24 protein-coding genes, 3 tRNA genes and 1 pseudogene are annotated in these 23,247 nt (G+C 69.8%); 8 read left to right on the forward strand and 20 right to left on the reverse strand.

Features of this window, described 5'->3' with window-relative positions:
* The first annotated feature begins 161 nt into the window (after nt 1–161).
* Entirely contained in the window at nt 162–962 is an 801-nt protein-coding gene (locus OG587_RS23455; protein WP_329093627.1) for an AbgT family transporter, read from the forward strand.
* Nucleotides 880–1,491, forward strand: a complete 612-nt coding sequence (locus tag OG587_RS23460; RefSeq protein WP_329093979.1) for an AbgT family transporter — start codon at nt 880–882, stop codon at nt 1,489–1,491. Before OG587_RS23455 ends, OG587_RS23460 begins: the two co-directional genes overlap by 83 nt.
* 89 nt (nt 1,492–1,580) lie before the next feature.
* On the opposite strand, the gene OG587_RS23465 is transcribed toward OG587_RS23460, so the two are convergent.
* A complete protein-coding gene (locus tag OG587_RS23465; RefSeq protein ID WP_329093629.1) occupies nt 1,581–2,174 on the reverse strand; it encodes a TetR/AcrR family transcriptional regulator in 594 nt (197 codons plus the stop codon).
* Between the two features lie 7 nt (nt 2,175–2,181).
* Entirely contained in the window at nt 2,182–2,724 is a 543-nt protein-coding gene (locus OG587_RS23470) for a hypothetical protein (RefSeq protein ID WP_329093631.1), read from the reverse strand.
* Nucleotides 2,725–2,950: 226 nt separating this feature from the next.
* Here OG587_RS23470 and OG587_RS23475 point away from each other — a divergent pair, with 226 nt between their 5' ends.
* A complete protein-coding gene (locus tag OG587_RS23475; protein WP_329093632.1) occupies nt 2,951–3,622 on the forward strand; it encodes a GmrSD restriction endonuclease domain-containing protein in 672 nt (223 codons plus the stop codon).
* 91 nt (nt 3,623–3,713) lie between these two features.
* On the opposite strand, the gene OG587_RS23480 is transcribed toward OG587_RS23475, so the two are convergent.
* From OG587_RS23480 to OG587_RS23495, 4 genes are all read right to left on the reverse strand, one after another.
* Complete coding sequence (locus tag OG587_RS23480) at nt 3,714–4,646, reverse strand: hypothetical protein (protein ID WP_329093634.1); 933 nt, start codon at nt 4,644–4,646, stop codon at nt 3,714–3,716.
* Between the two features lie 181 nt (nt 4,647–4,827).
* A complete protein-coding gene (locus OG587_RS23485; protein ID WP_329093636.1) occupies nt 4,828–5,022 on the reverse strand; it encodes a hypothetical protein in 195 nt (64 codons plus the stop codon).
* Between the two features lie 592 nt (nt 5,023–5,614).
* Complete coding sequence (gene manA / locus OG587_RS23490) at nt 5,615–6,718, reverse strand: mannose-6-phosphate isomerase, class I (RefSeq protein WP_329093638.1); 1,104 nt, start codon at nt 6,716–6,718, stop codon at nt 5,615–5,617.
* On the reverse strand, nt 6,715–6,843 hold the full coding sequence (locus OG587_RS23495) for a hypothetical protein (RefSeq protein ID WP_329093640.1): 129 nt from the start codon (nt 6,841–6,843) through the stop codon (nt 6,715–6,717). The genes manA and OG587_RS23495 overlap by 4 nt, the downstream gene beginning before the upstream one ends.
* Before the next feature lie 411 nt (nt 6,844–7,254).
* On the opposite strand from OG587_RS23495, the gene rfbC reads away from it, so the two are divergent.
* Complete coding sequence (rfbC, locus tag OG587_RS23500) at nt 7,255–7,848, forward strand: dTDP-4-dehydrorhamnose 3,5-epimerase (protein ID WP_329093981.1); 594 nt, start codon at nt 7,255–7,257, stop codon at nt 7,846–7,848.
* On the opposite strand, the gene OG587_RS23505 is transcribed toward rfbC, so the two are convergent.
* Complete coding sequence (locus tag OG587_RS23505; RefSeq protein WP_329093642.1) at nt 7,827–8,939, reverse strand: TetR/AcrR family transcriptional regulator; 1,113 nt, start codon at nt 8,937–8,939, stop codon at nt 7,827–7,829. The two genes, rfbC and OG587_RS23505, sit on opposite strands and share 22 nt — an antisense overlap.
* A gap of 239 nt (nt 8,940–9,178) precedes the next feature.
* Here OG587_RS23505 and OG587_RS23510 point away from each other — a divergent pair, with 239 nt between their 5' ends.
* On the forward strand, nt 9,179–10,723 hold the full coding sequence (locus tag OG587_RS23510; protein WP_329093644.1) for an MFS transporter: 1,545 nt from the start codon (nt 9,179–9,181) through the stop codon (nt 10,721–10,723).
* Nucleotides 10,724–10,888: 165 nt separating this feature from the next.
* Here OG587_RS23510 and OG587_RS23515 read toward each other — a convergent pair whose 3' ends face one another.
* The 9 genes and pseudogenes from OG587_RS23515 to OG587_RS47245 form a co-directional block, all read right to left on the reverse strand.
* Nucleotides 10,889–11,803 carry an NAD(P)H-binding protein gene (locus OG587_RS23515; RefSeq protein ID WP_329093645.1) on the reverse strand — a complete coding sequence of 305 codons (915 nt, stop codon included), beginning with the start codon at nt 11,801–11,803 and terminating at the stop codon, nt 10,889–10,891.
* A 74-nt stretch (nt 11,804–11,877) separates the two neighbouring features.
* Nucleotides 11,878–12,174, reverse strand: a complete 297-nt coding sequence (locus OG587_RS23520) for a hypothetical protein (RefSeq protein WP_329093647.1) — start codon at nt 12,172–12,174, stop codon at nt 11,878–11,880.
* An 827-nt stretch (nt 12,175–13,001) separates the two neighbouring features.
* Nucleotides 13,002–13,313, reverse strand: coding sequence for a hypothetical protein (locus tag OG587_RS23525; protein ID WP_329093649.1), 312 nt, complete (start codon nt 13,311–13,313; stop codon nt 13,002–13,004).
* Nucleotides 13,310–13,495 carry a hypothetical protein gene (locus tag OG587_RS23530; RefSeq protein ID WP_329093651.1) on the reverse strand — a complete coding sequence of 62 codons (186 nt, stop codon included), beginning with the start codon at nt 13,493–13,495 and terminating at the stop codon, nt 13,310–13,312. Before OG587_RS23530 ends, OG587_RS23525 begins: the two co-directional genes overlap by 4 nt.
* Nucleotides 13,492–13,728, reverse strand: a complete 237-nt coding sequence (locus OG587_RS23535; protein WP_329093653.1) for a hypothetical protein — start codon at nt 13,726–13,728, stop codon at nt 13,492–13,494. Before OG587_RS23535 ends, OG587_RS23530 begins: the two co-directional genes overlap by 4 nt.
* 215 nt (nt 13,729–13,943) lie before the next feature.
* Nucleotides 13,944–14,804 (reverse strand): helix-turn-helix domain-containing protein, encoded by an 861-nt coding sequence (locus OG587_RS23540; RefSeq protein ID WP_329093655.1) that lies wholly within the window; start codon nt 14,802–14,804, stop codon nt 13,944–13,946.
* 19 nt (nt 14,805–14,823) lie between these two features.
* Nucleotides 14,824–15,336, reverse strand: a complete 513-nt coding sequence (locus OG587_RS23545) for a DUF6879 family protein (RefSeq protein WP_329093657.1) — start codon at nt 15,334–15,336, stop codon at nt 14,824–14,826.
* A gap of 509 nt (nt 15,337–15,845) precedes the next feature.
* Nucleotides 15,846–15,980: a hypothetical protein gene (locus tag OG587_RS23550; protein ID WP_329093658.1), complete on the reverse strand. Its 135-nt coding sequence runs from the start codon at nt 15,978–15,980 to the stop codon at nt 15,846–15,848.
* A pseudogene (locus tag OG587_RS47245) lies at nt 15,981–16,633 on the reverse strand (tyrosine-type recombinase/integrase); the annotation flags it as partial.
* On the opposite strand from OG587_RS47245, the gene OG587_RS23560 reads away from it, so the two are divergent.
* A complete protein-coding gene (locus OG587_RS23560) occupies nt 16,563–17,192 on the forward strand; it encodes a winged helix-turn-helix domain-containing protein (protein WP_329093662.1) in 630 nt (209 codons plus the stop codon). The pseudogene OG587_RS47245 and the gene OG587_RS23560 sit on opposite strands and share 71 nt — an antisense overlap.
* Nucleotides 17,193–17,467: 275 nt before the next feature.
* On the opposite strand, the gene OG587_RS23570 is transcribed toward OG587_RS23560, so the two are convergent.
* Nucleotides 17,468–20,653 carry an amidase family protein gene (locus tag OG587_RS23570; protein ID WP_329093664.1) on the reverse strand — a complete coding sequence of 1,062 codons (3,186 nt, stop codon included), beginning with the start codon at nt 20,651–20,653 and terminating at the stop codon, nt 17,468–17,470.
* A gap of 264 nt (nt 20,654–20,917) precedes the next feature.
* Between OG587_RS23570 and OG587_RS47250 the strand changes: the two genes are divergently transcribed.
* The gene (locus tag OG587_RS47250) at nt 20,918–21,217 is read left to right on the forward strand and encodes a transposase (protein WP_443075630.1); all 300 of its coding nucleotides are present in this window, start codon (nt 20,918–20,920) and stop codon (nt 21,215–21,217) included.
* Nucleotides 21,218–21,267: 50 nt separating this feature from the next.
* Here the strand turns inward: OG587_RS47250 and OG587_RS23575 are convergent.
* The 3 genes from OG587_RS23575 to OG587_RS23585 all read right to left on the reverse strand — a co-directional run bounded on the left by OG587_RS23575 (nt 21,268) and on the right by OG587_RS23585 (nt 21,526).
* A tRNA-Val gene (locus tag OG587_RS23575) sits at nt 21,268–21,342 on the reverse strand.
* 14 nt (nt 21,343–21,356) lie between these two features.
* A tRNA-Cys gene (locus OG587_RS23580) sits at nt 21,357–21,427 on the reverse strand.
* Nucleotides 21,428–21,454: 27 nt separating this feature from the next.
* Nucleotides 21,455–21,526: transfer RNA gene (locus OG587_RS23585), tRNA-Gly, on the reverse strand.
* Nucleotides 21,527–21,678: 152 nt separating this feature from the next.
* On the opposite strand from OG587_RS23585, the gene hutH reads away from it, so the two are divergent.
* Nucleotides 21,679–23,226 carry a histidine ammonia-lyase gene (gene hutH / locus OG587_RS23590; RefSeq protein WP_329093666.1) on the forward strand — a complete coding sequence of 516 codons (1,548 nt, stop codon included), beginning with the start codon at nt 21,679–21,681 and terminating at the stop codon, nt 23,224–23,226.
* Nucleotides 23,227–23,247: the final 21 nt, after the last annotated feature.

Genomic DNA, 23,247 nt, shown 5'->3' on the forward strand with positions numbered 1-23,247 from the left:
CCGGCGTCCGGCGTCCGGCGCCCGGTGGCGGTCAGGTCAGGTCCGGTCGCCGTCGCCGCGCCCTCGGCCGTGACCGTCCCGCACCGCGGGCGGGACCGCCGACATCCCCCACAGCAGCACCCGTTCATACCGGGCTGCCCTTTTCCCCGTACGGAGCCGCCATGTCCGCCACCAGTCCTGCGACACCGGAAACACCACCGGAGTCCGCCGACCCCCCGCTGCCGCGCATCGTCAGGGCGATGGCGGTCGTCGAACGCGCCGGAAACGCCCTGCCCCACCCGTTCTGGCTGTTCTGGATCCTCTCCGGGATCCTCGTCGTCGTCAGCGCGGCACTGGCCGGGATGGGTGTCTCCGTGGTCTCACCCGGCGACGGCGAGACCGTCGCGGTCCGGAGCCTCCTCAGCGGTGACGGCCTGGCCATGGCCGTCTCCACGATGATCGAGAACTTCGCCACGTTCCCGCCCGTGGCGACCATCATCGTGGTCATCATGGGCGTCGCGGTGGCCGAACGCAGCGGATTCCTCGCGGCGCTGATGAAGGTCGGGGTCTCCCGCGTCTCCGCCTCATGGGTCGTGTTCGCGGTCGCCTTCGCGGGCACCGTGGCCCATGTCGCGTCGGCGGCCGCCTACATCATCCTGGTGCCCCTCGGCGGCCTGGCCTTCCGCGCCGTCGGCCGCTCACCGATCCTCGGCATCGTCGTCGCCTACACGTCCATCGCCTCCGGGTACGACGCCAGCCCGGTCCCGACCCCCAACGACGCCATCTTCGCCGGCATCACCACCGCCGCCGCGAAGATCGTCGGAGGGGAGGACGCCTACGTGCTCCTCGCCGCTGAGGGGCGAGAACGGCAGCATCGTCCAGTCCCCGCTGCTGGACGGCATCGCCGCGGTCGTCGCCATGTTGTTCGCGCTCGTCGGCATCGTCTACGGGACGCGCTCCGGCTCCATCACCAGGCCCGGTGACGTGCCAAGACTGATGGTGGAGGGCGTCAAGCAGATGGCGCCGGTGCTCGTCCTGTTCTTCGCGATCGCCCAGTTCCTCGCCTACTTCGACTGGACCCACATAGGGGACGTCCTGGCGGTCAACGCCGCGGAGGCGCTGAAGCAGAGCGGGATGCCGATCGTCGTCGTCTTCCTGCTCATCCTGATCGTGCTGACCCTGGTCAACGTCATGGTCACCAGCGGCTCCGCCATGTGGGCCCTGGCGGCACCGGTCCTGGTCCCCATGCTGATGCTCGTCCATGTCCCCGCGGAGACCACCCAGGCCCTGTTCCGCATCGCCGACTCGGGCTCCACCGCCATCACGCCGATGAGCCCGTACTTCCTGATGGCCCTGGGATTCCTCCAGCGCTATCGCAAGAACGCCGGTATCGGCACTCTCGCCTCGTACACCCTGCCGCTCGCCATCGCCATGACCGCCGCCTGGACCCTGCTCTTCCTGGCCTGGTGGGCCCTCGGCATCCCCCTGGGGCCGGGCGCGCCGGTCAACTGAACCGGCCCGGCGCCACAGCGGTCCCCGCCGTGACCGGTCGGGGACCGCGTCGGCGTCGGTCGCGGTGGTCGGCACGCCGCCGGCGCGGTCTACGCCCCGGTGTTTTCGTCCCCGGGAGCGGTGTTCCAGAGCCGGGCGAGGAAGAGGGTGAGCGTGTCCGCGACGGAGTCACCGGGCTCGCCCGGGTGGTCGAGCGCCCACGTGTCGAGCGCGTCGAAGACGCCGACCGTCGTCACGGTGGTCAGCTCGACGCCGGGGAACGGATCGATCAGTCCGATGCGCAGGCCGTTCGCGACGAGCCTGTGGATCCAGGAGTGGCTGTCGCGGGCGAGGTAGGGCTGCTCGGCGAGTACGGCCCGGTCGTCCGGATGCTCGCGCAGGTGCGCCACCAGCCGTGTCGTACCCGCCGCCACCTGCTCCCACAGCTCGTCCCCGGTCGCCACGTCGGCCCAGGGGCCGAGCGCGGTGAGCGTCCGGCCGCCCGCGTCGGCGACCACGGCGCCGAAGAGGTCGTCCTTGCCGTCGAAGTAGTGGTAGGCGGAGGTCTTGGAGATGCCGGCCTCGGCGATGATCTGGTTGAAGGACGCGGCGTCCTTGCCGTCGCGCGCGAAGTGGGTGCGGGCGACGGTGAGGATGGAGGCTCGCGCGTCGGCCGGCAGCCGGTCGAAGCGTGGAAGCGGCATGGGTTTCCTAAAGGCTCTCTGTCAGCGGGACGGCCGGCTGCCGGGTGGCAAGCCTGCGGTTGACGCGGCCCGTCATGATCCAGTGTGCGGCCCACAGCGGGAGGGCGATCGCTCCGCCGACGTATCCGGCTGTTCCCGGGAAGAGCGACAGGATCTGGAAAGCGCACCAGCCGTATCCGATCACCGTCCACCATCGGACGAATCCGCCCCGCACGCGTGTGCCGGCGGTCGTCGAGGCGGCCAGCGACGTGGAGACGGCCCGCACGATGAAGAAGTCCTCGGTGAAGTTGTAGGGGATCGCGAACATCCACCACACCGACGCGGGGGAGGCGGTCCTGGCCTCGGGCCCTATCAGCGTCATCGTTCGCTGGAGGGCGCGGCAGTACAGGGCGACGAGCCCGAAGAAAACGGCGATGGCGATCAGTCCGCCGGGCATTCCCAGCGCTCCGATCTCGCCCAGGATCCCCAGCCCCCACTCCGGCGCCCAGAACGGGTAGCTGAGGAGGATCGCGCTGAGGACGGTGCCCACGGTTTTGATGACAACTCGCATGCTCGGAGTGTACTGGTGGTACACACCACTGGTACACGCCTGGCCGGGAATCGCGAGGCGTACGCGGAGGGGTCCGAGGGTTCCGGAACTCGCGATCGGGAGACGGGGCGAACCTCGGCCGGCCGTTCCCGTGGGGGCGGAATGTTCTCCCGCATATCCATCACGGTCCGTGGCGGTGGCGGCGTTTCTCGTTACTCGGAGCGATCTTCACTGGTAGTGGTGGCACATGCTGACACGACCATGGCGCCGTACGGCCGCCGCCCTCACAGCCCTTCCCGCCCTCCTCGCCACCCTCGCCGGGCCGGCGGTGGCCGCGGTCAGGCTGCCCGAGCCGTCGGTCCCGCCGATCGCCCGCGCCAAGCTGAACCTGCTGACCGTCGTGGAGCCGCGGTCGATGGCGGGCTACGGTCCGGACCGCTTCCCGCACTGGAGCCCGCGCGCCTCGGCCTGCGACGCCCGCGAGATCGTGCTGGCGCGCGACGGCCAGAACGTGGAGCGCGACGACGCCTGCCGGGCGGTGTCGGGCTCCTGGTACTCGGTGTACGACGGGCGCACCCTCAGCTCCGCCGACGACGTCGATGTCAGCCACATCGTGCCGCCGGCCAACGCCTGGCGTTCCGGTGCCGACACCTGGAGCGACGCCGAGCGCGAGAATTTCGCCAACGACCTGGAACGGCCGCAGCTGCTCGCCGTCTCCGCCGCGTCGAACAGGAGCAGGGGCGACCGGGGGCCGGAGTCGTGGAAGCCGCCGCTCGCCGCCTCCCGCTGCATGTACGCCCGCGCCTGGGCGGACGTGAAGTACCACTACCGCCTCACCGTCACCGCCGAGGAGAAGGCCGCCCTCGGCGAGATGCTCGACACCTGCCGCCCCGAGCCGGTCGGCGGAAACCGTAAGTGAGCGACGTGGCCGGCGGACGGTACGAAGACGGCGTCGCCGCCGTACCGCGGGGCGCCGCTGTCCGGGCCGGTGGTGTCCAGGAAGGTGGCGTCTAGGAAGGTGGCGCGAGTCGCGCCACCTGGTCGCGGACGGTTTCGCCGAGGTCCGCCTGGAGCAGCCCGTTGTCGACACCCGGATCGCAGGACGGTGAGACCCGGACGTCCGCGGGCGGCCCGTCCGGGTAGCCGAACAGGACCCGGAGGTCACCGTCCCGCGTGCCCCCGGTCCTGCGGCACACCTTCTCGCTCGGCCAGGTGTCCAGGGAGTTCAGTGTCGCGGCCAGGGCCTCGGCCGTCTGCCTGCCGTGCTCCAGCCGGGGGGAGCGCCCGCCGTACGAGGTGGGCTGCCCGCAGACCAGGACCGAGACGGGCTCGCCGGGCACCATCCGCTCGTTCTGGCCCCGGCGCCCGGTGGGCCCGTGGCAGGGGTCGTCCGGCCGCACGGGGCTCCACGTTCCGGTCCGGTAGGCGACGGTGATGTCCCGCCCGACGTACGAGCGGGTGCCGACGGTGCCGTTCGTCGTCGTCACGCAGGAGTTGACCTCCTCGGCGCTGCCCACCCACAGGGCCTCCCCGCGGGGATAGGCGAACCGGATGAGATAGTTCGTCATCGCCCCGCCCGCCTGCGTGCACGGACCGCCGGGATCGTCCGTGGTCACCGGGAGGTAGCCCAGGTCGTGGGCGATGGCCCCGGCCTCGCCGGTCAGGATCCGGGATCCGGCGAGCCGCTCGCCTCCCGGGCGGGTGCTGTCCCCCGGGTAGGCGCAGATCATCGCCGAGAGCGGCTCTCCGGGGACGAGTGACTCCCCGGCCCCGTCGAGGTCGGTGGCGGCGGGCACCCAGCCGCCGGGCCCGTCGCCACCCCATCGCTCCGGGCACGACGCGGGCACGGAAGACGGCACGCGCACCGCCTGTGAGATCAGTACGGCCGCCGCGCATGTCGCCGTCAGGGCCAGGGCGACGCGCACACCGTGGAAAGGCTTCACGATACTGAAACGTCAATCCCCTGCGAAAGGTTCGAACGGCGGCGGGAAAGGATCACGTGTCTGGCCGGCACGGGGGATTTCCGGGAAATCCCGGTGTGCGTGTCATGTGCCGGGCGGAATTCCGGTTTCCGGTGGAAGGCGGATGGGCGCACCGGGAGACTCCTCACGTCCTGCCTCCGGGTCACTTCTTGGGAGCGAAGCCGTGCTTGACCTCGCCCTTGCTGCAGCGCGGGCAGGGACGGTACTGGCGAGGGAAGAAGGTGGATTTCAAGGTGCCGGATCCTCGGCACTTGCGGCATTTGGATAGGTAATTACGTATCCAGTCGGAGATAACCCATATGACGAGCACGGCGACGATGAGCAGTGCGGGTTCCATTGTGAACTCCACCGGGTGAGGGTTCCGTGAGGCCTTAACCCATAACACCTCGCGTTCGCGTGAACGCGTTACGTTTCGGTGGACGTTATACCGCCTGCTCATAGCGGTTGCGGAGACAACCGGAATTGTGATTGCCCCTCTTATGATATTTGAAGGTGAGATAGCAGGTGGTAGTGCGGGCCGGTCACCCACCGGAGACACCGAGCGGCACGCCCTGGCCCCGGCTCCCCCCGTGGGAGCCGGGACCGGGACGCTCAGCCGGTCGCGAGGTGCTCGGCTTCGTGGTGCAGTACCTCGACCAGGATCAGCTCCAGACGGAGGTCTGGATCCGTGAGGTCGTCGGACGGTGTCATCGGATACCTCCAGCCTCGCTGGTGGGGACGCCCCGCCTACCTCCGGGGTTATCCGCCATAGCAGGCCGGTATGGACACGAGGGCGCCCGCCCGCCGTCCCGCGCGTGCTCGTCCCCGGCCGGAGGCGCTCGATACCCGGAGGTGGCGGGCGCTCCGCCCGGCGTCTCGCGCGCCCGCGCCCTCCGGCCCCGGCGTCGCGAGGGACGGCCGGGGGAGCGCGGTTCGGTGGGGTGTGGCGCCTACGCGGTTCCCGGTTCCGCCCAGAAGACCGTGCCGGGGCCGTACAGCTCGACGGGCCCGTGGGCGGCGGGGACGAAGGCCGACTCGCCGGGACGCAGGGTGTGCCCGCCGGTCTCGACCTCGCCCTCGGTGCACAGCAGGATGCGCGGCACCCCGCCCTCCAGGGTGAGGCCGGAACCGGGGACGGCCGTACCGAGACGGAACTCGGGGGCGGGCGTGCGGTAGAGGTTGCCGACCGGCTCGACCCGCAGGGCCGGGACCGAGGGGTCGGTGACCCGCAGCAGCTCCTCCACGTCCATCGGCTTGCCGGTCAGCCCGGCGCGCAGCACGTTGTCGGAGCCGCCCATGATCTCCACACCGAACCCGCTCAGGTAGCAGTGCAGGACCCCGGCGCCCAGGAAGAGCGCCTCGCCGGGCCGCAGCTCGTGGCGCCGCAGGAACAGCGGGGCCAGGCAGGCGGGGTCTTCGGGATGGATCCCCGCCAGGCGTACGACCAGCTCGTTCTCGGGGCCTCCCGCGGCCGTGGCCGCCCGCACGATGGCGGCCACGAGATCCGCCCTGCCGTCCTTGGGCCACTCCACCAGCGCGCGGAGCGCGGCGGAGGCGTCTCCGGCCGCCAGCGGCGCGACGACGGCCTCCAGCTCCGGTACGCCCAGCCCGCCGATGAGGGCCGCGGCCTCCTCGGGAGGACGGAACCCGGCCAGCGCGGTGAACGGGGTCAGCGCGCAGATCAGCTCCGGCTTGGGGAACGGGTCGACGTAGGTGCCCCGGGTGAAACCCTCCCGCGCCTGCTCCTGGGAGGGGTGGACCTGGAGCGAGAGCGGCAGGTCCACGGCGATCAGCTTGAGCAGGTACGGCAACCGCGAGCCGAACCGCTCGACGGTCTCCTTCCCCAGCTCGGTCTCCGGGGCGGCGGCCACCGTCTCGGCGAGGGAGTGCCACGTCCCCCGGCGCAGCACCGACGAGGAACCGGACGGGTGGGTGCCGAACCACATCTCCGCCTCGGGCAGCTCGGCGGGGGAGGGACGCCCGGCCAGCGTGGCGATGGCCGTGTGCGAACCCCAGTCGTAGTTCTTCACGGGGTTCCGCAGGAGGTCCGTCATGACGCCTCCACCGGAGCGGGCGTGGCGGTGCCGTTCTCCGACCGAGAGGACCGCCGCGCGGGCGTGCCGCCGGGTCCGGCCTTGCCTGCCGCCGCGCGGGCGGCGGGGATGAAGGAGTCGTTCATGATCCTCTGTGTGTCCGTGTGAGTTCGTGAGCAGGAATCGAATGAATGTCGCAGAACGCCGATGTTACGCGTCCTCGGTGTCGTACGGCTGTCAGGGCGTCGTCAAGGCCCGGTGCCGGGTCCGCCGACGGCCACGGGGCCACGTGACCGCGTGGCCCCCTTCGGCGCCTTCGATGGCCGGAAGTGGACAGCGCGGCCGGTCACCGGCCTGATGGGTGCCCACCTGGGACAACCCGCCCGCCGGGCTCTGGAACGGTCCCCCGGAAGGCCGCGCGTGCCTTCACGGCGCACGGCGGCGGGTTCACAACGGGCCGGCGGTCCTGAAGACTCCGCTGGGGAGCACCCGCCACGCGTGCCGTTCCTCCGGGAGCCGCCCCCGGATGAGGCGGGGCCACGGAAGGAGAGGTGAGCATGCGTCCGCTCGGCATCGAGGGTGCGTGGGTGTTCGAACCGAAGGTGTTCCCCGACGATCGGGGCAGTTTCCACGAGTGGTTCCGGGTGGAGGCCTTCCGCGAGACCACCGGCCAGACCCTGGCCCTCTCGCAGGCGAACTACTCGGTCTCGCGCCGGGGGACGCTGCGCGGCGTGCACTTCGCCGACGTTCCGCCGAGTCAGGCCAAATACCTCAAGTGCGTCAGGGGTGCGGTTCTCGACGTGGTCGTCGACATCCGCGTCGGGTCGCCCACCTTCGGGCGGTGGGAGTCGGTGATCCTGGACGACGAGGACCACCGGGCCGTCTACGTCTCCGAGGGGCTCGGCCACGCCTTCATGGCGCTGACCGACGACGCGATCGTGGTGTACCTCTGCTCGGAGGGATACGCGCCGGGGCGCGAGCACGGGGTCGATCCGCTCGACCCGGAGCTGGGGATCGAGTGGCCCGCCGGGGTGACGCCGCTGCTGTCGGACAAGGACGCGACGGCCCCGCCCCTCGCCGAGGCCCGGCGGCAGGGCCTGCTCCCCGCGTACGAGGAGTGCCGCCGGCTCTACGCCAGGCTCCGGGCCTGAGGTGGGGCCTCGCTGTCACGAGGCGTGACGTCGTCTGAGGTCCCGGGCTCCATATCCGCGGGCTCCGGGTCGCCTCGGGACTCCGTGCCCGCGGGCGCCACATCGTGCGACGGTTCGTCGTGTACAGGTCCGTCGTGTACCAGTTCGTCGTGTATCGGTCTGTTGTGCGGCGGTTCGTCGTGTGGCGGTCCCGTCCGGCGGCTCTCTATCAGGACGGTGAGACCGTCGAGGAGGCGCCGCAGGCCGAACTCGAACCACTCGTCGAGGTCGATCGCGTCGCCCCGCTCCTCGTGCAGCCTGGACAGCATCGGGAACCGGCCGGACTCCAGGATCTCCTGGAGCATCGGCGCCTTCAGGGCGCGCCACTGTCTCGTGGTGACGCCGGTACGCCGTTCGGCCTCCACCTCGTTGACGAGCAGCAGGGCCGAGCCCTGTACCTGGGCGCTCACCATGATGGCCACCCAGTGCATCGTCATCGGATCCAGGCCGAGGCCGTCCACGGCCCGCATCGACCGTTCGACGTCGGCCAGCACGTTCGGCCCGAGCGGCGGCTGGGGGGTGGCGATGACCCGCAGCACCCACGGATGCCTGGAGTACATCGCCCACTCCCGCCTCGCGGCGAGCTCAAGCCCCGCGCGCCAGCCTCCGGGAACGGGGTCCGGGGGCGCGCTCTCAGCGAAGACGGCCTCGACCATCAGCTCGATCAGGGTGTCCTTGCCCGGTACGTAGCGGTACAGCGACATCGTGCCCGCGTCCAGCTCGGCCGCGACGCGGCGCATCGACAGCGCGTCCAGCCCCTCGGTGTCGGCGATGCGGATCGCGGTGCGCACGATCCGCCCGGTACTCAGCCCGTCCCGGGGCTCGCGGGGCTCCGCTCCGGCCTCCGCCACCCGGGTGGACCGCGCGAGCGTGCCGGAAATGTCGCGGGCGGGGGAGGGGGCAGGCGCGGGTGCGGGTGTGGGAGGGGACGCGGCCCGCTCGGCCGTCCTGGTCCGGTACGCCCGCGCCTGGCAGGCCCGCGAGCAGTATCGGGGACGCCGCCCCCGGGCCGCCGCGCTCAGCGGCTCCCCGCACTGTACGCACGTCGACACGCGTTTCCCTCACTCCATTACGTCACACTCGGCTGCCGGTGACGAAACTCTAACACGCGTTTTTCCGTGACGTAATAGATATCGGTGTGATGAAATTCGAGCCCAGGCGGGCAGGAGCCATCTTCGTTGGCCTGAAAATCCGCGTGTTCTGGCCCAGCTTGGATCGTTGTTGATTTCCAGCAGTTGTGCGTACGATGTATGCGTTCAGAGGCGTACAGCGTACCCACGGAGGTCGGGACATGGTGAAGGGCGTGGCCGGCGGGAAGGAGTGGCTCGGGCTCGCGGTGCTCGTGCTGCCCGTGCTGCTCGTCTCGGTGACGGTGACGGTGCTGTACTTCGCGCTGCCCTTCCTGAGCGCCGACCTCGCGCCCACCGGACCCCAGCTGCTGTGGATCGTCGACGTCTACGCGTTCCTGCTGGCGGGCCTGCTGGTGGCGATGGGCGCCCTGGGCGACAGGATCGGCCGCCGCAGGCTGCTGCTGGCCGGTGCGGCCGTCTTCGGCGTCACGTCCGTCGCCGCCGCGTACGCTCCCAGCGCCGAGCTGCTCATCGCGGCCCGCGCCCTGCAAGGGGCCGCGGCGGCGAGCCTGATGCCGCCGACACTGGCCCTGATCCGCGACATGTTCCGCGACCCGCGACAGCGCCGGACGGCCGTCGCACTGTGGGCCGCGAGCTTCGCCGGGGGAAGCGTGCTCGGGCCGATCGTGGGCGGGTGGCTGCTGGAGCGCTTCTGGTGGGGCTCGGTCTTCCTGATCAGCGTTCCGGTCATGGTCCTGCTGCTCGTCCTGGGACCCGTCCTGCTGCCCGAGTACCGTGCCCCGGCCTCCGGAGGATTCGACCTGCCCGGTGCCGCGCTGTCGCTGGCGGCGGTGCTGCCGGTCGTGTACGGAGTCAAACAGTTCGCCACCGGCGGCCCGGGTCCGGTGGCGGTGCTCGCGGTCGCGGCCGGGCTCGCGGCCGGCGCGGTGTTCCTGCGCAGGCAGCGCGGGCTGGCCGACCCCATGCTCGACCCGCGCCTGTTCGCCGATCGGGGCTTCACCATGCCGCTGGTCACGAGCACGCTCGCCGTCTTCGCGCTGGTGGGCCTGTTCTACTTCGTCGCGCAGTATCTGCAGCTGGTGCTCGGGCTGCGGCCGCTGGTGGCCGGGCTGCTGACGCTTCCCGCCGCCGGCATGGCACTCGTCGGCTCGCTCCTGGCCGCGGGGATCTCGCGCCGGGTCCGCCCCGGATACGTCATGGGCGCGGGCATGGCGCTCGCCGCCGCCGGGTTCCTGGTGATGAGCACGATCGACGCGGGCTCCGACCGGTGGCTGCTCGTCGCCGGGCTGCTCCTGCCGGGAGCCGGGATCGGCGCGGTGCAGGCCCTGGCGTCCGGGATGATCGTCGAGGCCGCCCCGCCGGAGCGCGCGGGCTCGGCCTCGGCGGTCCTGGAGGCCGCCACCGAGCTCGGCGGGGCACTCGGCGTCGCGATACTGGGCAGCGTGGGCCTGGCCGTCTACCGAGGGCGGTTCGCCGCCGCGGCCCCCGAAGGCCTGCCCCCGGACGGCTCGGGGCCGGCCGGTGAGAGCCTGGGCGGGGCGGCGGGGGAGGCCGCCCGGCTGCCGGAACAGGCCGCGGCGGAGCTGCTCGACGTCGCCCGCACCGCCTTCACCGGCGGGATGCAGCTCGCCGCGCTCCTGTGCGCCGCCCTCATGGCGACGGCGGCGGTGTCGGTCGCGATCCTGCTCCGGACGGTGCGGGCAGATCCCGGCGGATCGACGCCTCGACGCCTTCGACAGCGGTGATCGCGCCGTACACGAGCAGCCGTACCAGGTCGGCGTCGTCCGGGTGGCCGCCGCCCGGCCGAGGAGCGCGGCGTGCCCGGCACCGGAGGCGTAGTGGCCCGGAACTACGACCCACGTCAGAGGGTGTCCCTCCGCTCACCGGACAAATCCGGACGGCTGGGGTGCTCACCGGGTGAAGCGGGCGGCCCGTTCCGCGACGAACTCCTCCACCGTCGTCGCGGGCCGTCCCGTAACCGCCTCGACGTCCCGGGTCGCCCGGTCGTAACGGTTCTCGCGGTGCAGGCGCGCCATGGTGACGATGTGCTCCTCGGTGTGCGGCGGCAGCCCCGCGGGTGCGAGAACCTCGTCGACCCAGGTGTCGAGCGGGACGTCCACGTAGGTGACCTTCCTCCCCAGCGCCCGGGAGTACTCCTCGGCGACGCCGGTCATCTCCTGGGAGCGGGGCCCGGTCAGCTCGTAGACGTGCCCGATGTGCGGTCGCGGGTCCTCCAGGATCGTGGCGACCACGGCCGCGACGTCGCCGGCCGCGACCGGTGACGTGCGGCCGGTCCCGAAGGGAAGCCGGATGGTCCCGCTGTCGGCGATGGAACGCTCGGCCAGCGTCGTGAACATCGGGTTCTCCAGGAAGGCGGTGGGCCGGACGTGCACGACGGGAAGCCCGGACCAGTCGAGCACCTGCTCCGACAGCCAGTGCAGCCGCTGCTGGTGGGACTCCTCGGTGCTCAGCGCGCTCATCTGGGACACGGTCATCTGCGAGATGCCGACCAGGGCCTCCAGGGCGCCCACCGCGCGGGCCACCGTCGCGACGGTGGCGGCGGCCTCCAGGTACGACGGTGACACGCTCATGCCGAAGAACATCCGGGAACAGCCGTCGAGTGCGTCCGCCACGTCGGCGGGCCGGGTGAGGTCACCGACCACCACCTGGGCCCCGAGGGCACGCAGCGCGTCCGCGCGCTCGTCGTCGCGGTGCGCCATCGCCCGCACGGGCAGGCCGCGCCCGCGCAGCAGCCCGACCACGGTGTGGCCGACACCCCCGACGGCCCCACCGGCACCGGTGACGAGAATGGGCTCGTCGTTCATCGCTGTGCCTCCTCATTCCGGAGCAGTGGCTCCAGGCACCGGCGCCCGGATCGGCCGTGGATCGACGTACCGGCTCACGGGCCGGTCGGGCACCGATAGTGGGGGGCGTGTACGTCGGGGCAGCCGACCGCGGCGGTGTGGCCGAAGCGTTCCCCTTTCAACCAGTGTCCCCACGCCATGCTCCCGCAATGCCTCAGCGCGTCTCCGGCGACCTGGAGTCGCTCAGGCCCGCTGCCCAGGTGTTTTTCCTGGCCGGGGTAGGCGAAGGACGGCTCAAGCTGCCGCCACTGCTGATCAAGCCAGCCCAGCACCGTCTCCAGGTCGCCGGTTATTTTGATGTGGGTGGGCGGTTTCAGGAGCCAGTCACACATGCGGAACGGCGGCAATGGAGAATTGCGAAACTCTTCCGGAGATGTCGGCGGAAGCGGAGGTCTGCGGAGTCCATCCGCTTTGCCCAGAGAGGTGGAATGACCGAAACGCTGTGCTCCCCTGTGGGGATGGCTCTCTGGCCCGGACCGGGCGTGAACATGTCGGCCAGTACGGCGGCGGGCTGGGCGCGGGCGACGGTGCAGACCGTCGAGGAGATTCCGAGCTGAGGGCAGGTGGCCAGCGCCTCGGGAATGCAGGCCCGGCAGGTCGGGGGCGCACTCGTGAGGCCCCCGGCGGGGTCCTCGGGGAGTTCGCGGAACGCGGTGTCGGTCATGATCCAGGGGATGCGTCCCGTGCCGGGGTCGGTCGCGGCCTGCCCGCAGACCTGGTACCGCAGCTTCTGTCGGGTAGCCCCGGCGCATTGCTGCGCCAGGGCCCCCTCAGAACCGGGCGAGCGGGTTTTCCCCGCACCTCGGCTCAAGCAAGCCACGGAGGGCTTCACGGGTGTGTTGATGGTGATGGTCGGGGTGGGCGCCCCCTTAACCCCGGGGCCAGCGGTGTCCGCACGACCGGCGTATGAACTCCGGCCGCCGCTCGCCGCCTCTTCCAGCGGCCAGGCCCTAACACTCAGATCTTCATCCCGCCTGCCTGAGCTTGGCGTGACGAGGCGTCATCAGGGGTTTACTCACGTTCGCCCGTCCGGCCTTCCCCTCGCCCGGTTGCTCCCCCAGACGGAACAGGGGCCCTTGGGCTTCTACCCTGGGCTCCGTACCCCCACAGGCAAGACCTGCGGACGCACGCCAGGGCGGGGACCGATCTCGAACACCGATCAGGAACTACACACCCGGCATAACCGGCCTCCAACCTGTCCGTTCACTCGTAATGCGCGACCTCGCGTCGCACCCATGCACCGCCACTGACGCAACGTGTTGAGCTTGCGCCACTGCGGCGGCCCCTGCCGGTTGTTCAGGACGCGAACGCGCAGCACCCCGCAGGCCATGTCGCCCCGGCGCGGATCGTCGTAGACGAGCCGCAGCCCACCAAGCGGGCGCCGGGCGAACCGCAGGCGTTGCGGCGCGACCTCGTCGGCATGCGCGATGACATAGGGAACACGAAGCTGTGTCGGCACGGCGCCGGTCATTCTGTCTCCCTGTCCGGTACGAGTGACCACACCACCCGCGCGGCCGGGCACCCCAGCTGAAGACCTCGGAACGTCGCCGCGCTCACCTCGTCCGGGGCGTTCGCGAGACTGCCCTCACGACGTGCTTCAAGAAAGCCGTCCGGGTTCTTCGTGCCGTCGCACTCCGGGATCTCCCGCCTCACGCGACATCCTTCGACAGCGCGGCGAGGATCAGGTCCACCACCGCGTGCTGCTGGTCGGCGTTCACCATCTGGGTCGTGACCCTCACCGAGGGCAGCGAGACCACGAAGCAGCCGGAACGGTCTCCCACGGTCACGCTCGCCACCTCCCAGCCGTCGTGGCTGTGGGCGATCAGCTCGAAGCGGTCGTCTCGCGGAAACGGGAGTGGCCGGTGGCCGCGGAGGTGGAGCCCCACATAGTGAATGATCGACGTTCGAACACCTTGCGCACTGACCAGCCGTGCGAGGTCAATCAACCCCTCGGGAAGTTCTTGCCCGGCAGGGCTCGCCGTTTCGTCGCTCTCTTGCCCCCCGGCGCGGGCCTCTGTCACTGTCTGTCCGGATGCCATAACCCAGACAGTAGGAGCGGGGGTTTCCAGAGCACCACAAGCTTGCGGATACTTGCGGACACCTACTCCAGAGAGTCCATGGCTGCCTTGATTAGGGTCCGTGCCTCCCGTCCGAAAACGGCTATCTCATGAAGCCTGGTGAACGTCTCGGCGTACATGGTGATCTCTCTCGGCTGCGTGATCGTGAGAAAGCCGGACACCAGTTCCACGTTCGCCTGCACATGATCGAAAATGTAGAAGTTCTCGACAGGCCACCGCCCCGCCCGCTCGACATGGGGCGGGATCACCGCCAAAGAAACAGAGGGAAGCGCCATCGCTTCCAGCAGGTAACCAAGCTGACCGATCATCACTTCAGGACCGCCGCGCCGGTAAGTCAGCGCCGCAGCCTCCAGGATGAACACGAACCGGTGGTCGCCCTCGTACAGGATGTGCTGGCGAGCCATCCGCTCGGCAACGGCTTCGGCAACGTCGTCGACAGGTACCCGCCTGCCGTCGCGAATCGCCGACAGGGTGGCCGTGGTGTACCCGGCCGTCTGAAGAAGGCCGGGAATGACGTCCTGGCAGTAGGAGCGATACAGCTTGGTCCGCTCGTACAGTTCCCGGACGGCGGCATTCAAGTGGGTCAGGCCCGATTTCTCGGCTCGTTGCCAGTCCAACCATGCCGAGTCCACCGCCCGCAGTTCGGCGATCAGCTCGGGGAGCAGGCCGGGCACTCCGCATACCTGCACCCACGCCGCTATATCGCTCTCGGACGGCTGCTTTTTGCCGTGTTCGATCCGTGAGGTCTTGGCCTCATGCCACCCCGCCAAAGCCGCCAGGGCTCGGGAGGTCAGGCGCGCGTCAAGCCGTAGGTCGCGCAGCCGGGAGGCAAGGGCCTGTCTGGCCGCCTGAGCGCTGGAGCTGGAGGAATGCGGGGTGGGCATGAGCGTGTGCGAGTCGTGATCAGCAGGACGACTGGATCCGATACTCCTCGTGGTCGGTGGCGCGATCCCAGGCAGCCGCGAACGCCGATGAACACAACGTCACGATTGCCGGATCATCGGTCTCATCATTGAAGACCCACGCGCCGTCGCCCGCGAAGTGGCAGAACTGCACCATGCGGCCATCGAAGATCCACACGTCGTTTCCCGGAAGGGCCAGATCTGAGGCCAGGCGCCTCGGGAGCCACCTGATCGCCTCGCCGGCCGCCAGGTTCACCCCCGGCGTCACGGCGTGCTCGAAGGCGATGTAGGTGCTCACCGGCTCGGACACGACGCGGACTCTCCGCATGTCCACCCCCCGCGCGATCGCCGTACGGGCGGTGGCGGTCCACTCTGAATACAGCCGTACCGCCTCGGTGAGATCTCCGGCTTCCCAGGCAAGGTAGCCGGGATCGCCGGTCATGTACTGGTCCCGGAACTCCAGCTTGAAAGCTGTGCGCTCACACTTCGCCAGCAGGTCGCCGAACTCTGTCACGGCATGCCTCCAGGATGATCTCGATCATGCGCTCGGGGAGTCGCACCACTGACTCCGTGTCCAGGATGGGGCTGTCGGCTGCGACCCTCGCCAGGGTCTCTGGGTCGACAACGGTCTCCCCTGGAAGAAGAAGTCACCCGTTGACTCGTCCCGGAACACGGCCGGACAGTTGTTGCCAGGATTGGTCGGGTCCTTGCCGTAGAACGTTATCGCCACGGTGGTCTCCTACCTCTGGGGTTTGCGGCTCCTTGCGTACATGCGAGCCTGAACGCAGGTAGGGAGGTAGTCACGAGGGTCCTTGGGGGCGAGACCATCACGGGGTCGGCACCGGGACGGGAGCAACGGCCATCAACCGGAGAAAGTAGAAGACCGCCAAGGTCCCTGAGGCGGGGCTTTGACGGCCGTTCCGTTCGATCCACGATGGATGGTGGACGATACAGGGAATCTCTCATTTCGGGGCAAAATCTCCTATTTCGCCAGGGTTGCCGCGCTGGGCAGTCAGCACATAGTCAGCACGCCGTCTTGGTGCTCGCAGCCGCATAGGTGGCCTCCATCGTCTTGGCGTGCTGGGTCCACTTGGCCTTGACGCGGTGGGTGTAGCGGACGGTGGTCCGGAAGTCGCCGTGTCCGACCATCATGGCCACGTCGGTCAGGTTCACCCCGTCGGCGAGTTGGTTGAAGGTGAAGTTGTGCCTCAGGTCGTGGGTGCGGAAGTCGGCGGGTAGTCCGACCGTCTTGAGGCGGCCTTGAAGTGCTTGCGGTAGGCGTCATCGTTGATGACCTTGGCTCGGGTGCCGGGGAACAGATAGCCGTCTTCCTTGATCCCGTAGTCCTTGATGTGGCTCTTGATGGCATCGCGGAGGAAATCGGGCAGGGGGACCGGGCGGTCCTCGCCGTCCCGGCGGTGCTTGAGGGAGCCTTTCTGGCCGCCGTGCTTTCGGGTGTAGGAGCCGGACAGGGTGAGGATGTTGTCATCCTCGCTGAGAGCGGTGGGGGTCAGTCCCAGGACTTCGCCGATTCTGGCGCCGGTGTAGCCCATGACGAGGGTGGGCAGTCTCAGGTTTTCCGGCATGGCCTCGACCAGGCGCACGATCTGTTCCCAGATGGCCACTACCCGCTCCTTGTGCGGCGGCTTCTTGGGGAGGGTGATACTGAGCCGATCATAAGTTTTGGTACGTGCTGGGTGGCGGTGGGAGATCGAGCTCTGGCGGGCGCATGCTGGGGGTATGGCCAGAAAAGGTCGCAGAGCGACGTTCGAGGAGAAGGTCTTCGTCCTCCGGTTGCTGGAGGGGGGCATGTCACCGGATCGGGTGGCCGACGCGCTGGGGGTGGGCCGTGAGTCGGTGTTCCGGTGGAAGCGCCAGGCGCGGGCGGGCGGTGTCGAGGCGCTGCGGATCAAGAAGGCGCCGGGCCGGCCGCGGCGGTTGGCGGCCGGGCAGGAGCAGACCGTCAAGGCGGTGGTGCGTGATGTCACCCCCCGTCAGGTGCTGGGGGTGGCCGTGGCGTTGTGGACGCGGGCGCTGGTGGCGATGGTGATCGCGGCCTGGTTCGGCATCGGGGTGTCGGTGGCGGCGGCCGGTCGGCTTTTGCGCGGGCTGGGCCTGTCGCCGCAGCGCCCGGCCTATCAGGCGTTGCGGCGCGACCCGGCGGCCGTCATCCGGTGGATGACGGTGCTCTTGCCGTGGATCTGCCGCCTGGCCCGGGCGCCTGGTTCAGCGCCGCGGCCACCGCGCGCGGCTACGAGAGCGCGGTCGTCGACGAGGTCTGGCGAACGCTCGCCGCGTTCGGTGCGTTCGGGTTCGCCAAGGCGCACGCCGCGGCGTTCGCCCAGCCCACCTTGCAGTCGGCGTGGCTGAAGACCCACCATCCGGCCGCTTTCTACGCCGGGCTTCTCACACATGACCCTGGCCAGTACCCCAAAAGACTGATCTTGGCCGATGCCCGCCGCCGAGGCGTGGCCATCTTGCCGCTGGATGTCAACCGCAGTACCGGCTCCTACCAGGTCGAACCCCTCCCTGCGGAGGGCCGACCCCGGCCCAGGTCAGGCAGTAGACGGGCAGCTCAGGTCGTACCCCCGCAACGAGAAAAGGGCCCGCGGGGGAGACCGCGGGCCCTTCTCTTCAACTAGTGGTTAGCCCTTGTAACGAGGGGCCAGGCGGTCGCCCGGCAGGCAGAACTCGCCCGTGAAGAAGGTGCTCTCCGGGACGCAGCGCCACATGCTGGGGTTGGTGTAGCTGGGGGCGAGGCGGTCGTCGATCGCCTGCTCCAGCGCGTAGCCGCCGGCCAGCAGCTTCGCCTCCGAGAAGGCGCCGCCGATCAGCGTCACACCGATGGGGTTGCGGCCCGACGAGCTCTGCTGCGCGCCATACCCGGCGGGGATGGTGAGCGCGGGGTAGCCGGCGCGGTCGGCGTAGCCGATCACGTTGCTGCCGCTCGGGACCAGGATCAGGTCATACCCGCTCAGGACGCTGTTCAGGACGGCCTTGTTGGCGGCCTTGCCGGCCTCCAGGTCGGCCGTGTACTTGGCGTTCGTCGCGGGGTCGGACAGGTCGATCGCCTGGGCGGCCAGCAGTTGACCCTGCTGGTACTTCAGGCCCTCGACCGGGTTGGCGTTGTTGTAGTCGATGATGCTCTGCAGCGTCGTGCCGGGCTTGGCCGCGCCGAGGTAGGCGTTCAGGTCACGCTTGAACTCGGTGGCGACGACGCTGTCGGTTGCGGCCGGTGTGGCGATCGAGACCTGGGTGACGGTCGCGCCGAGGCCCTGGAGCTTGGCGATCGCCTCCTGGTAGGGGGCGCTCGTGCTGGACACCACGGCGATCTTCTTGCCCGCGAGGGCGTCGGCCTTGAGGTCCTTCGTGTAGTCGACCGGGCTCGCCGGGTCGGCGATCACGTTGAGGATCGTCGCGGCGTCGCCGACGCTGCGGGTGATCGGGCCGGGGGCGTCCTGCGACTTGGCCGCAGGGAGCACACCGGTCGTGCTGACCAGGCCGACGGTCGGCTTGAGGCCCACCACACCGGCCGCGTCGGCCGGGGCGAGGAGCTGCGCCGAGTCGAGTGAGGTCTCCATGCCGATCGTGATCGCGGCCAGACCCGAGGCGGTGGCCGCCGCGGCGCCGGCCGACGAACCCGCCGGGGTCTTGTCGGTGTCGTTCGGGAGCAGGACCTGGCCGCCGAGCGAGGAGTAGCCCTTCGGCAGGTTGGCGTCGAAGACGCCGTTCAGCTCGGTGACGTTGGTCTTGCCGAGCACGATCGCGCCGGCGGCCTTCAGCTTCGCCACGAGGGCGGAGTCGTTGGCCGGCTTGAGACCCTGGAGGGCGATCGAGCCGCCCGTGGTCGACAGCGACTTGGCGTCGATGGTGTCGTTGACCAGCACCGGCAGGCCCCAGAGGGCGGGACGCAGCGGGCGCGTGTCGTTCGGGCTGGTGGGCTCGCCGGTGCGGTACTTCCACCGCTCCTGGTCGAGCTTGCGGGCTTCCTTGATCGCGTCGGCGTTGATCTCGCGGACGGCCTGGGTGGCCGGGCCCTCGGCGTTGGTCAGCGCGATGCGGTCGAGGTAGGCGCGGGTGAGCTCCTCGGCCGAGACCTCGTCCTTGTTCAGCTTCTGGATCAGGCTCTGCGCCGTCTCGGTCTCCAGCGAGAAACCGAGCGGCCGGGAGTCGTAGCCGGTCACCTTGAGGACGGCGTCGTAGCCGGGGTTGCAGGCGCCGCGCTCGGCGAACGGCGGAGCCGGGGTCGTCTTCGCGCAGCGGTACATGCTCGGGTTCACGAGGCTGGCCGGCTGGCGCAGCTTGGTGGCCTGCTCGATGACGTAGGCGACGCCGAGCAGGTTGAACTCGCTGTAGGCGTTGCCGTGGACCTGCGCGTTCTGGGCGCGCCGCTGGGTCGCGGTGTAGCCCATCGGGATCGTGATCGACGGGTAACCGGCCTGCGGGGCGCTCGGCGCGCTGCCCAGGATGGCGATCACCGGGTCGGCCGGCTGCGCCGGGTCCGAGTTGGTGTACGTCACCATGTCGTCGATGGCCTTGTGCCAGGCGGCCTTACGGATCGCGAGATTCGTCCGGTACGCCTGCTCGTTGGCCCCACCCGGGGTCACGTCCGCCTGCGACGAGTTCAGGTGGTTGACGTTGCCGAACTTGAGCGCCTGGTGAGCTTCGGCCTGGTTGACCTGCACCTCTTCGACCAGCGAGTTGATCGGCGCCTGCGGGCCGAGCCGCTCGTAGTAGGAGTCGATGCTCTTGTGCTGCTCATAGCCGCTGGGCAGCGCGGGCAGCGAGGGGATCGTCGCCTGCGGGCGGGGCACCAGGATGGCGCCGGCGGCGGTCAGGGCGTCGTACGCGATCTTGAGCGGGCTGCCCTCGGTGAGGGTGCCGTTGTACCCGATCTTCTTGCCGCGCACGAAGTCGAGATCGATGGCCTTGGTGTAGTCGGGCAGCGTCGCGGGGAGCGGCGGGATGATGCCCTTGGCGATGTAGTCGTCGCCGAACATGGCCTTGTACCCGGCGTCGGCCACCGGGTCGGGCCCGGCGATCGAGGCCAGTGTGAGCGCGGCGTCGGAGACCGTGCGGACCATCGGACCGGCGATGTCCTGCGAGGCCGAGATGGGCGCGATGCCGTAACCGGGCACGAGCCCCACGGTCGGCCGCAGACCCACGAGCGACTGCGTGTTCGACGGCGAGATGATGGAACCGGAGGTCTCGGTCCCGATGCCCAGCGTCGACAGCGCCGCGGCCATGGCCGCGCCGGTGCCCGACGACGACCCGGAGGGGTTCTGGTCGGCGTCGATGCCGTTGATGACCTGGCCGCCGTAGTTGCCGAACCCGGAGGGCTGCGAGCCGAAGCTGTTGGCGTATTCCGACAGCCCCACCTTGCCGAGGATCACGACGCCGCGTTCCTTCAGCTTCTTGGTGATGCCGGCGTCGGAGGCCGGGAAGGACTGGCGCAGCGACCAGTTGTTCGCCGTCGTGGGCATGCCCTCGACGTCGATCAAATCCTTGAGCAGGATCGGCAGCCCCATGGCCGGGCCGAGCGACTTGCCCTTCTTACGCAGGCGGTCGTACGCCTCGGCCTCCTTTAACGCGTTGGGGTTGAGGTCCGTGACGGCGTTCAGGCCGGGCCCGCGCTTGTTCAGCGCGGTGATCCGGTCGATGTACGCCTTGGTCAGGTCGACCGAGGTCAGCTTGCCGGCGGCCATGAGGGAGCTGGCCTCGGCGCCGGTCAACGTCTCAAGGTCGAGTGCGACCTTGGCGTTGGCCTGCTGGGGTTGCACGGCGACGAGAGTGAGGGAGAGGGAGATGAGGGAGATCAGGACTTTGCGCACCACGTGCTCCTTGAGGACCCCGGTATTGCGCATGACGCTATAGATCACCCGTTACGGTGATATGTCGTATATGTTCCCTGGGAGAAACGTGCCGTACTGACCGGTTTATTACGGCGTCCGATTACCTGGAACCTTCCATTGGCTACGGTGAGGATCATGGTCGAGCGGATCTCCAGCCGGGTCGTCTACACCTGAGCCTGGTCCGGTTTGACGGACATCCGAGATCAGGGGTTCGTCCCCGGAAGGATGTCCATCATGGAGAGCATGGGGAAGAGGAAGCCTCGGCCTCGCCGTTCGTTCACGCCGGAGTTCAAGGCTGAGATCGTTGAGTTGTGCCGGCGGGGTGACCGGTCGATCAGGCAGGTGGCCGCGGACTTCGATCTGACCGAGACCGCGGTACGCGCCTGGGTGCGCCAGGCCGAGGGGTGGATTAGGACTTCTCGGACATGGCTGGTGCGATGGGGGCGGATGTCTGAGGTCAGCACAACGTCAGCACCGAGACGGGAAACAACCCGGAACAACGGACATCATCCAGAGAAGCCAGAAGGCCGCCAAGGCCCCTGAGTTGGGACTTTGGCGGCCGTTTGACCTGGTCAGCCCATAGCTATGGGCGGTGGTGGACGATACAGGGATTGAACCTGTGACCTCTTCCGTGTCAGGGAAGCGCTCTCCCGCTGAGCTAATCGTCCTCGCTGAAAACCAGAGGTGGAGACGGGATTTGAACCCGTGTAGACGGCTTTGCAGGCCGTTGCCTCGCCTCTCGGCCACTCCACCGAGTGGGGGGTTGACGCCCCTTTCCCGAGCGGAAGACGGGATTCGAACCCGCGACCCTCACCTTGGCAAGGTGATGCTCTACCACTGAGCCACTTCCGCGTGCCTCCGGGACCGGCCCGGACTCACTGTGAGAACTCTAGCGAATACCCGGCGACTCCCCAAACCGAATACGGCCGGTATCTTGAGATGTAAGGAGCCAGCTATGGTTTCACCAGTTACCACGACTCACCCTACGCGAGAGAGTTGACAGCATGCGCGACAACGAGGTCGTGAACATCGGGCCGGAGCCGCTGAGCTTCGAGGAGGTCGTCAGGGTCGCCAGGCACGGCGCCCCCGTACGCCTCGGCGACGACGCCGTGGCCGCCATGGCGGCGGCCCGCACCCGCGTGGACGAGCTGGCCGAGAGCCCCACCCCCGCCTACGGCGTCTCGACCGGGTTCGGCGCCCTGGCCACCCGTCACATCGACCCCTCGCTCCGCGCTCAGCTGCAGCGATCCCTCGTACGCTCGCACGCCGCCGGGTCGGGCCCCGAGGTCGAGATCGAGGTCACCCGGGCGATGATGTTGCTGCGCCTGCACACCCTGGCCACCGGCCACACCGGTGTGCGCCCCAAGACGGCCAAGGTGCTGGAGAGCCTGCTCAACGCGCGGATCATCCCCGTCGTGCACGAGTACGGGAGCCTCGGCTGCTCCGGCGACCTCGCGCCGCTCTCCCACGTGGCCCTCACGATCATGGGTGAGGGCGTCGTCCGTGACGCCTCGGGGGAGCGGGCCGACGCCGCGGAGGCCCTCAAGCGGGCGGGCATCGAGCCCGTGGAGCTGGTGGCCAAGGAGGGGCTCGCGCTCATCAACGGCACCGACGGCATGCTCGGCATGCTCATCCTGGCCATGGACGACCTCGCCCGCCTGTTCAGGACCGCCGACGTGAGCGCGGCCATGAGCGTGGAGGCGCTCCTCGGCACCGACCGCGTCTTCGCCGCCGACCTGCAGGCCCTGCGCCCGCATCCCGGGCAGGCGGCCAGCGCCGCCAACCTCAGGGCCCTGCTCGGCGGCTCGCAGATCATGGAGTCCCACCGGGACGGCACCTGCACCCGCGTCCAGGACGCGTACTCCCTCAGGTGCGCCCCGCAGGTCGCCGGGGCCGCCCGTGACACCCTGGCGCACGCCGCCCTGGTGGCCGGGCGGGAGCTCGCCTCCGCGATCGACAACCCGGTGGTCCTGGCCGACGGCCGGGTGGAGTCCAACGGCAACTTCCACGGGGCCCCCGTCGGCTACGTGCTCGACTTCCTGGCCATCGCGGTCGCCGACATGGCGAGCATCTCCGAGCGCCGCACCGACCGCATGCTGGACGTGGCCCGCAACCACGGCCTGCCCGCCTTCCTCGCGGACGACCCCGGCGTCGACTCCGGTCACATGATCGCCCAGTACACCCAGGCGGCGGTGGTCTCCGAGCTCAAGCGCCTGGCCGTGCCCGCGAGCGTCGACTCCATCCCGAGCTCCGCCATGCAGGAGGATCACGTCTCCATGGGGTGGTCGGCCGCGCGCAAGCTGCGCCGCTCGGTGGACGGTCTCACCCGGGTGCTCGCGGTGGAGGTCCTCACCGCCGCGCGGGCCCTGGACCTGCGCGCCCCGCTGCGGCCCGCCCCGGCGACCGGGGCCGTGGTGGACGTCCTGCGCCAGTCCGTCCCCGGCCCCGGCCCCGACCGCTTCCTCGCGCCGGAGATCGAGACGGTGGTCCAGCTCGTCGCGGCCAACGCGGTCGTCGCCGCAGCCGAGACGATCACCGGCCCCCTGTCGTAAGGCGTCGCAGGGCGGCCACGG

Origin of the sequence: Streptosporangium sp. NBC_01469 (genome assembly GCF_036227305.1) — a bacterium.
GTDB lineage: Bacteria > Actinomycetota > Actinomycetes > Streptosporangiales > Streptosporangiaceae > Streptosporangium.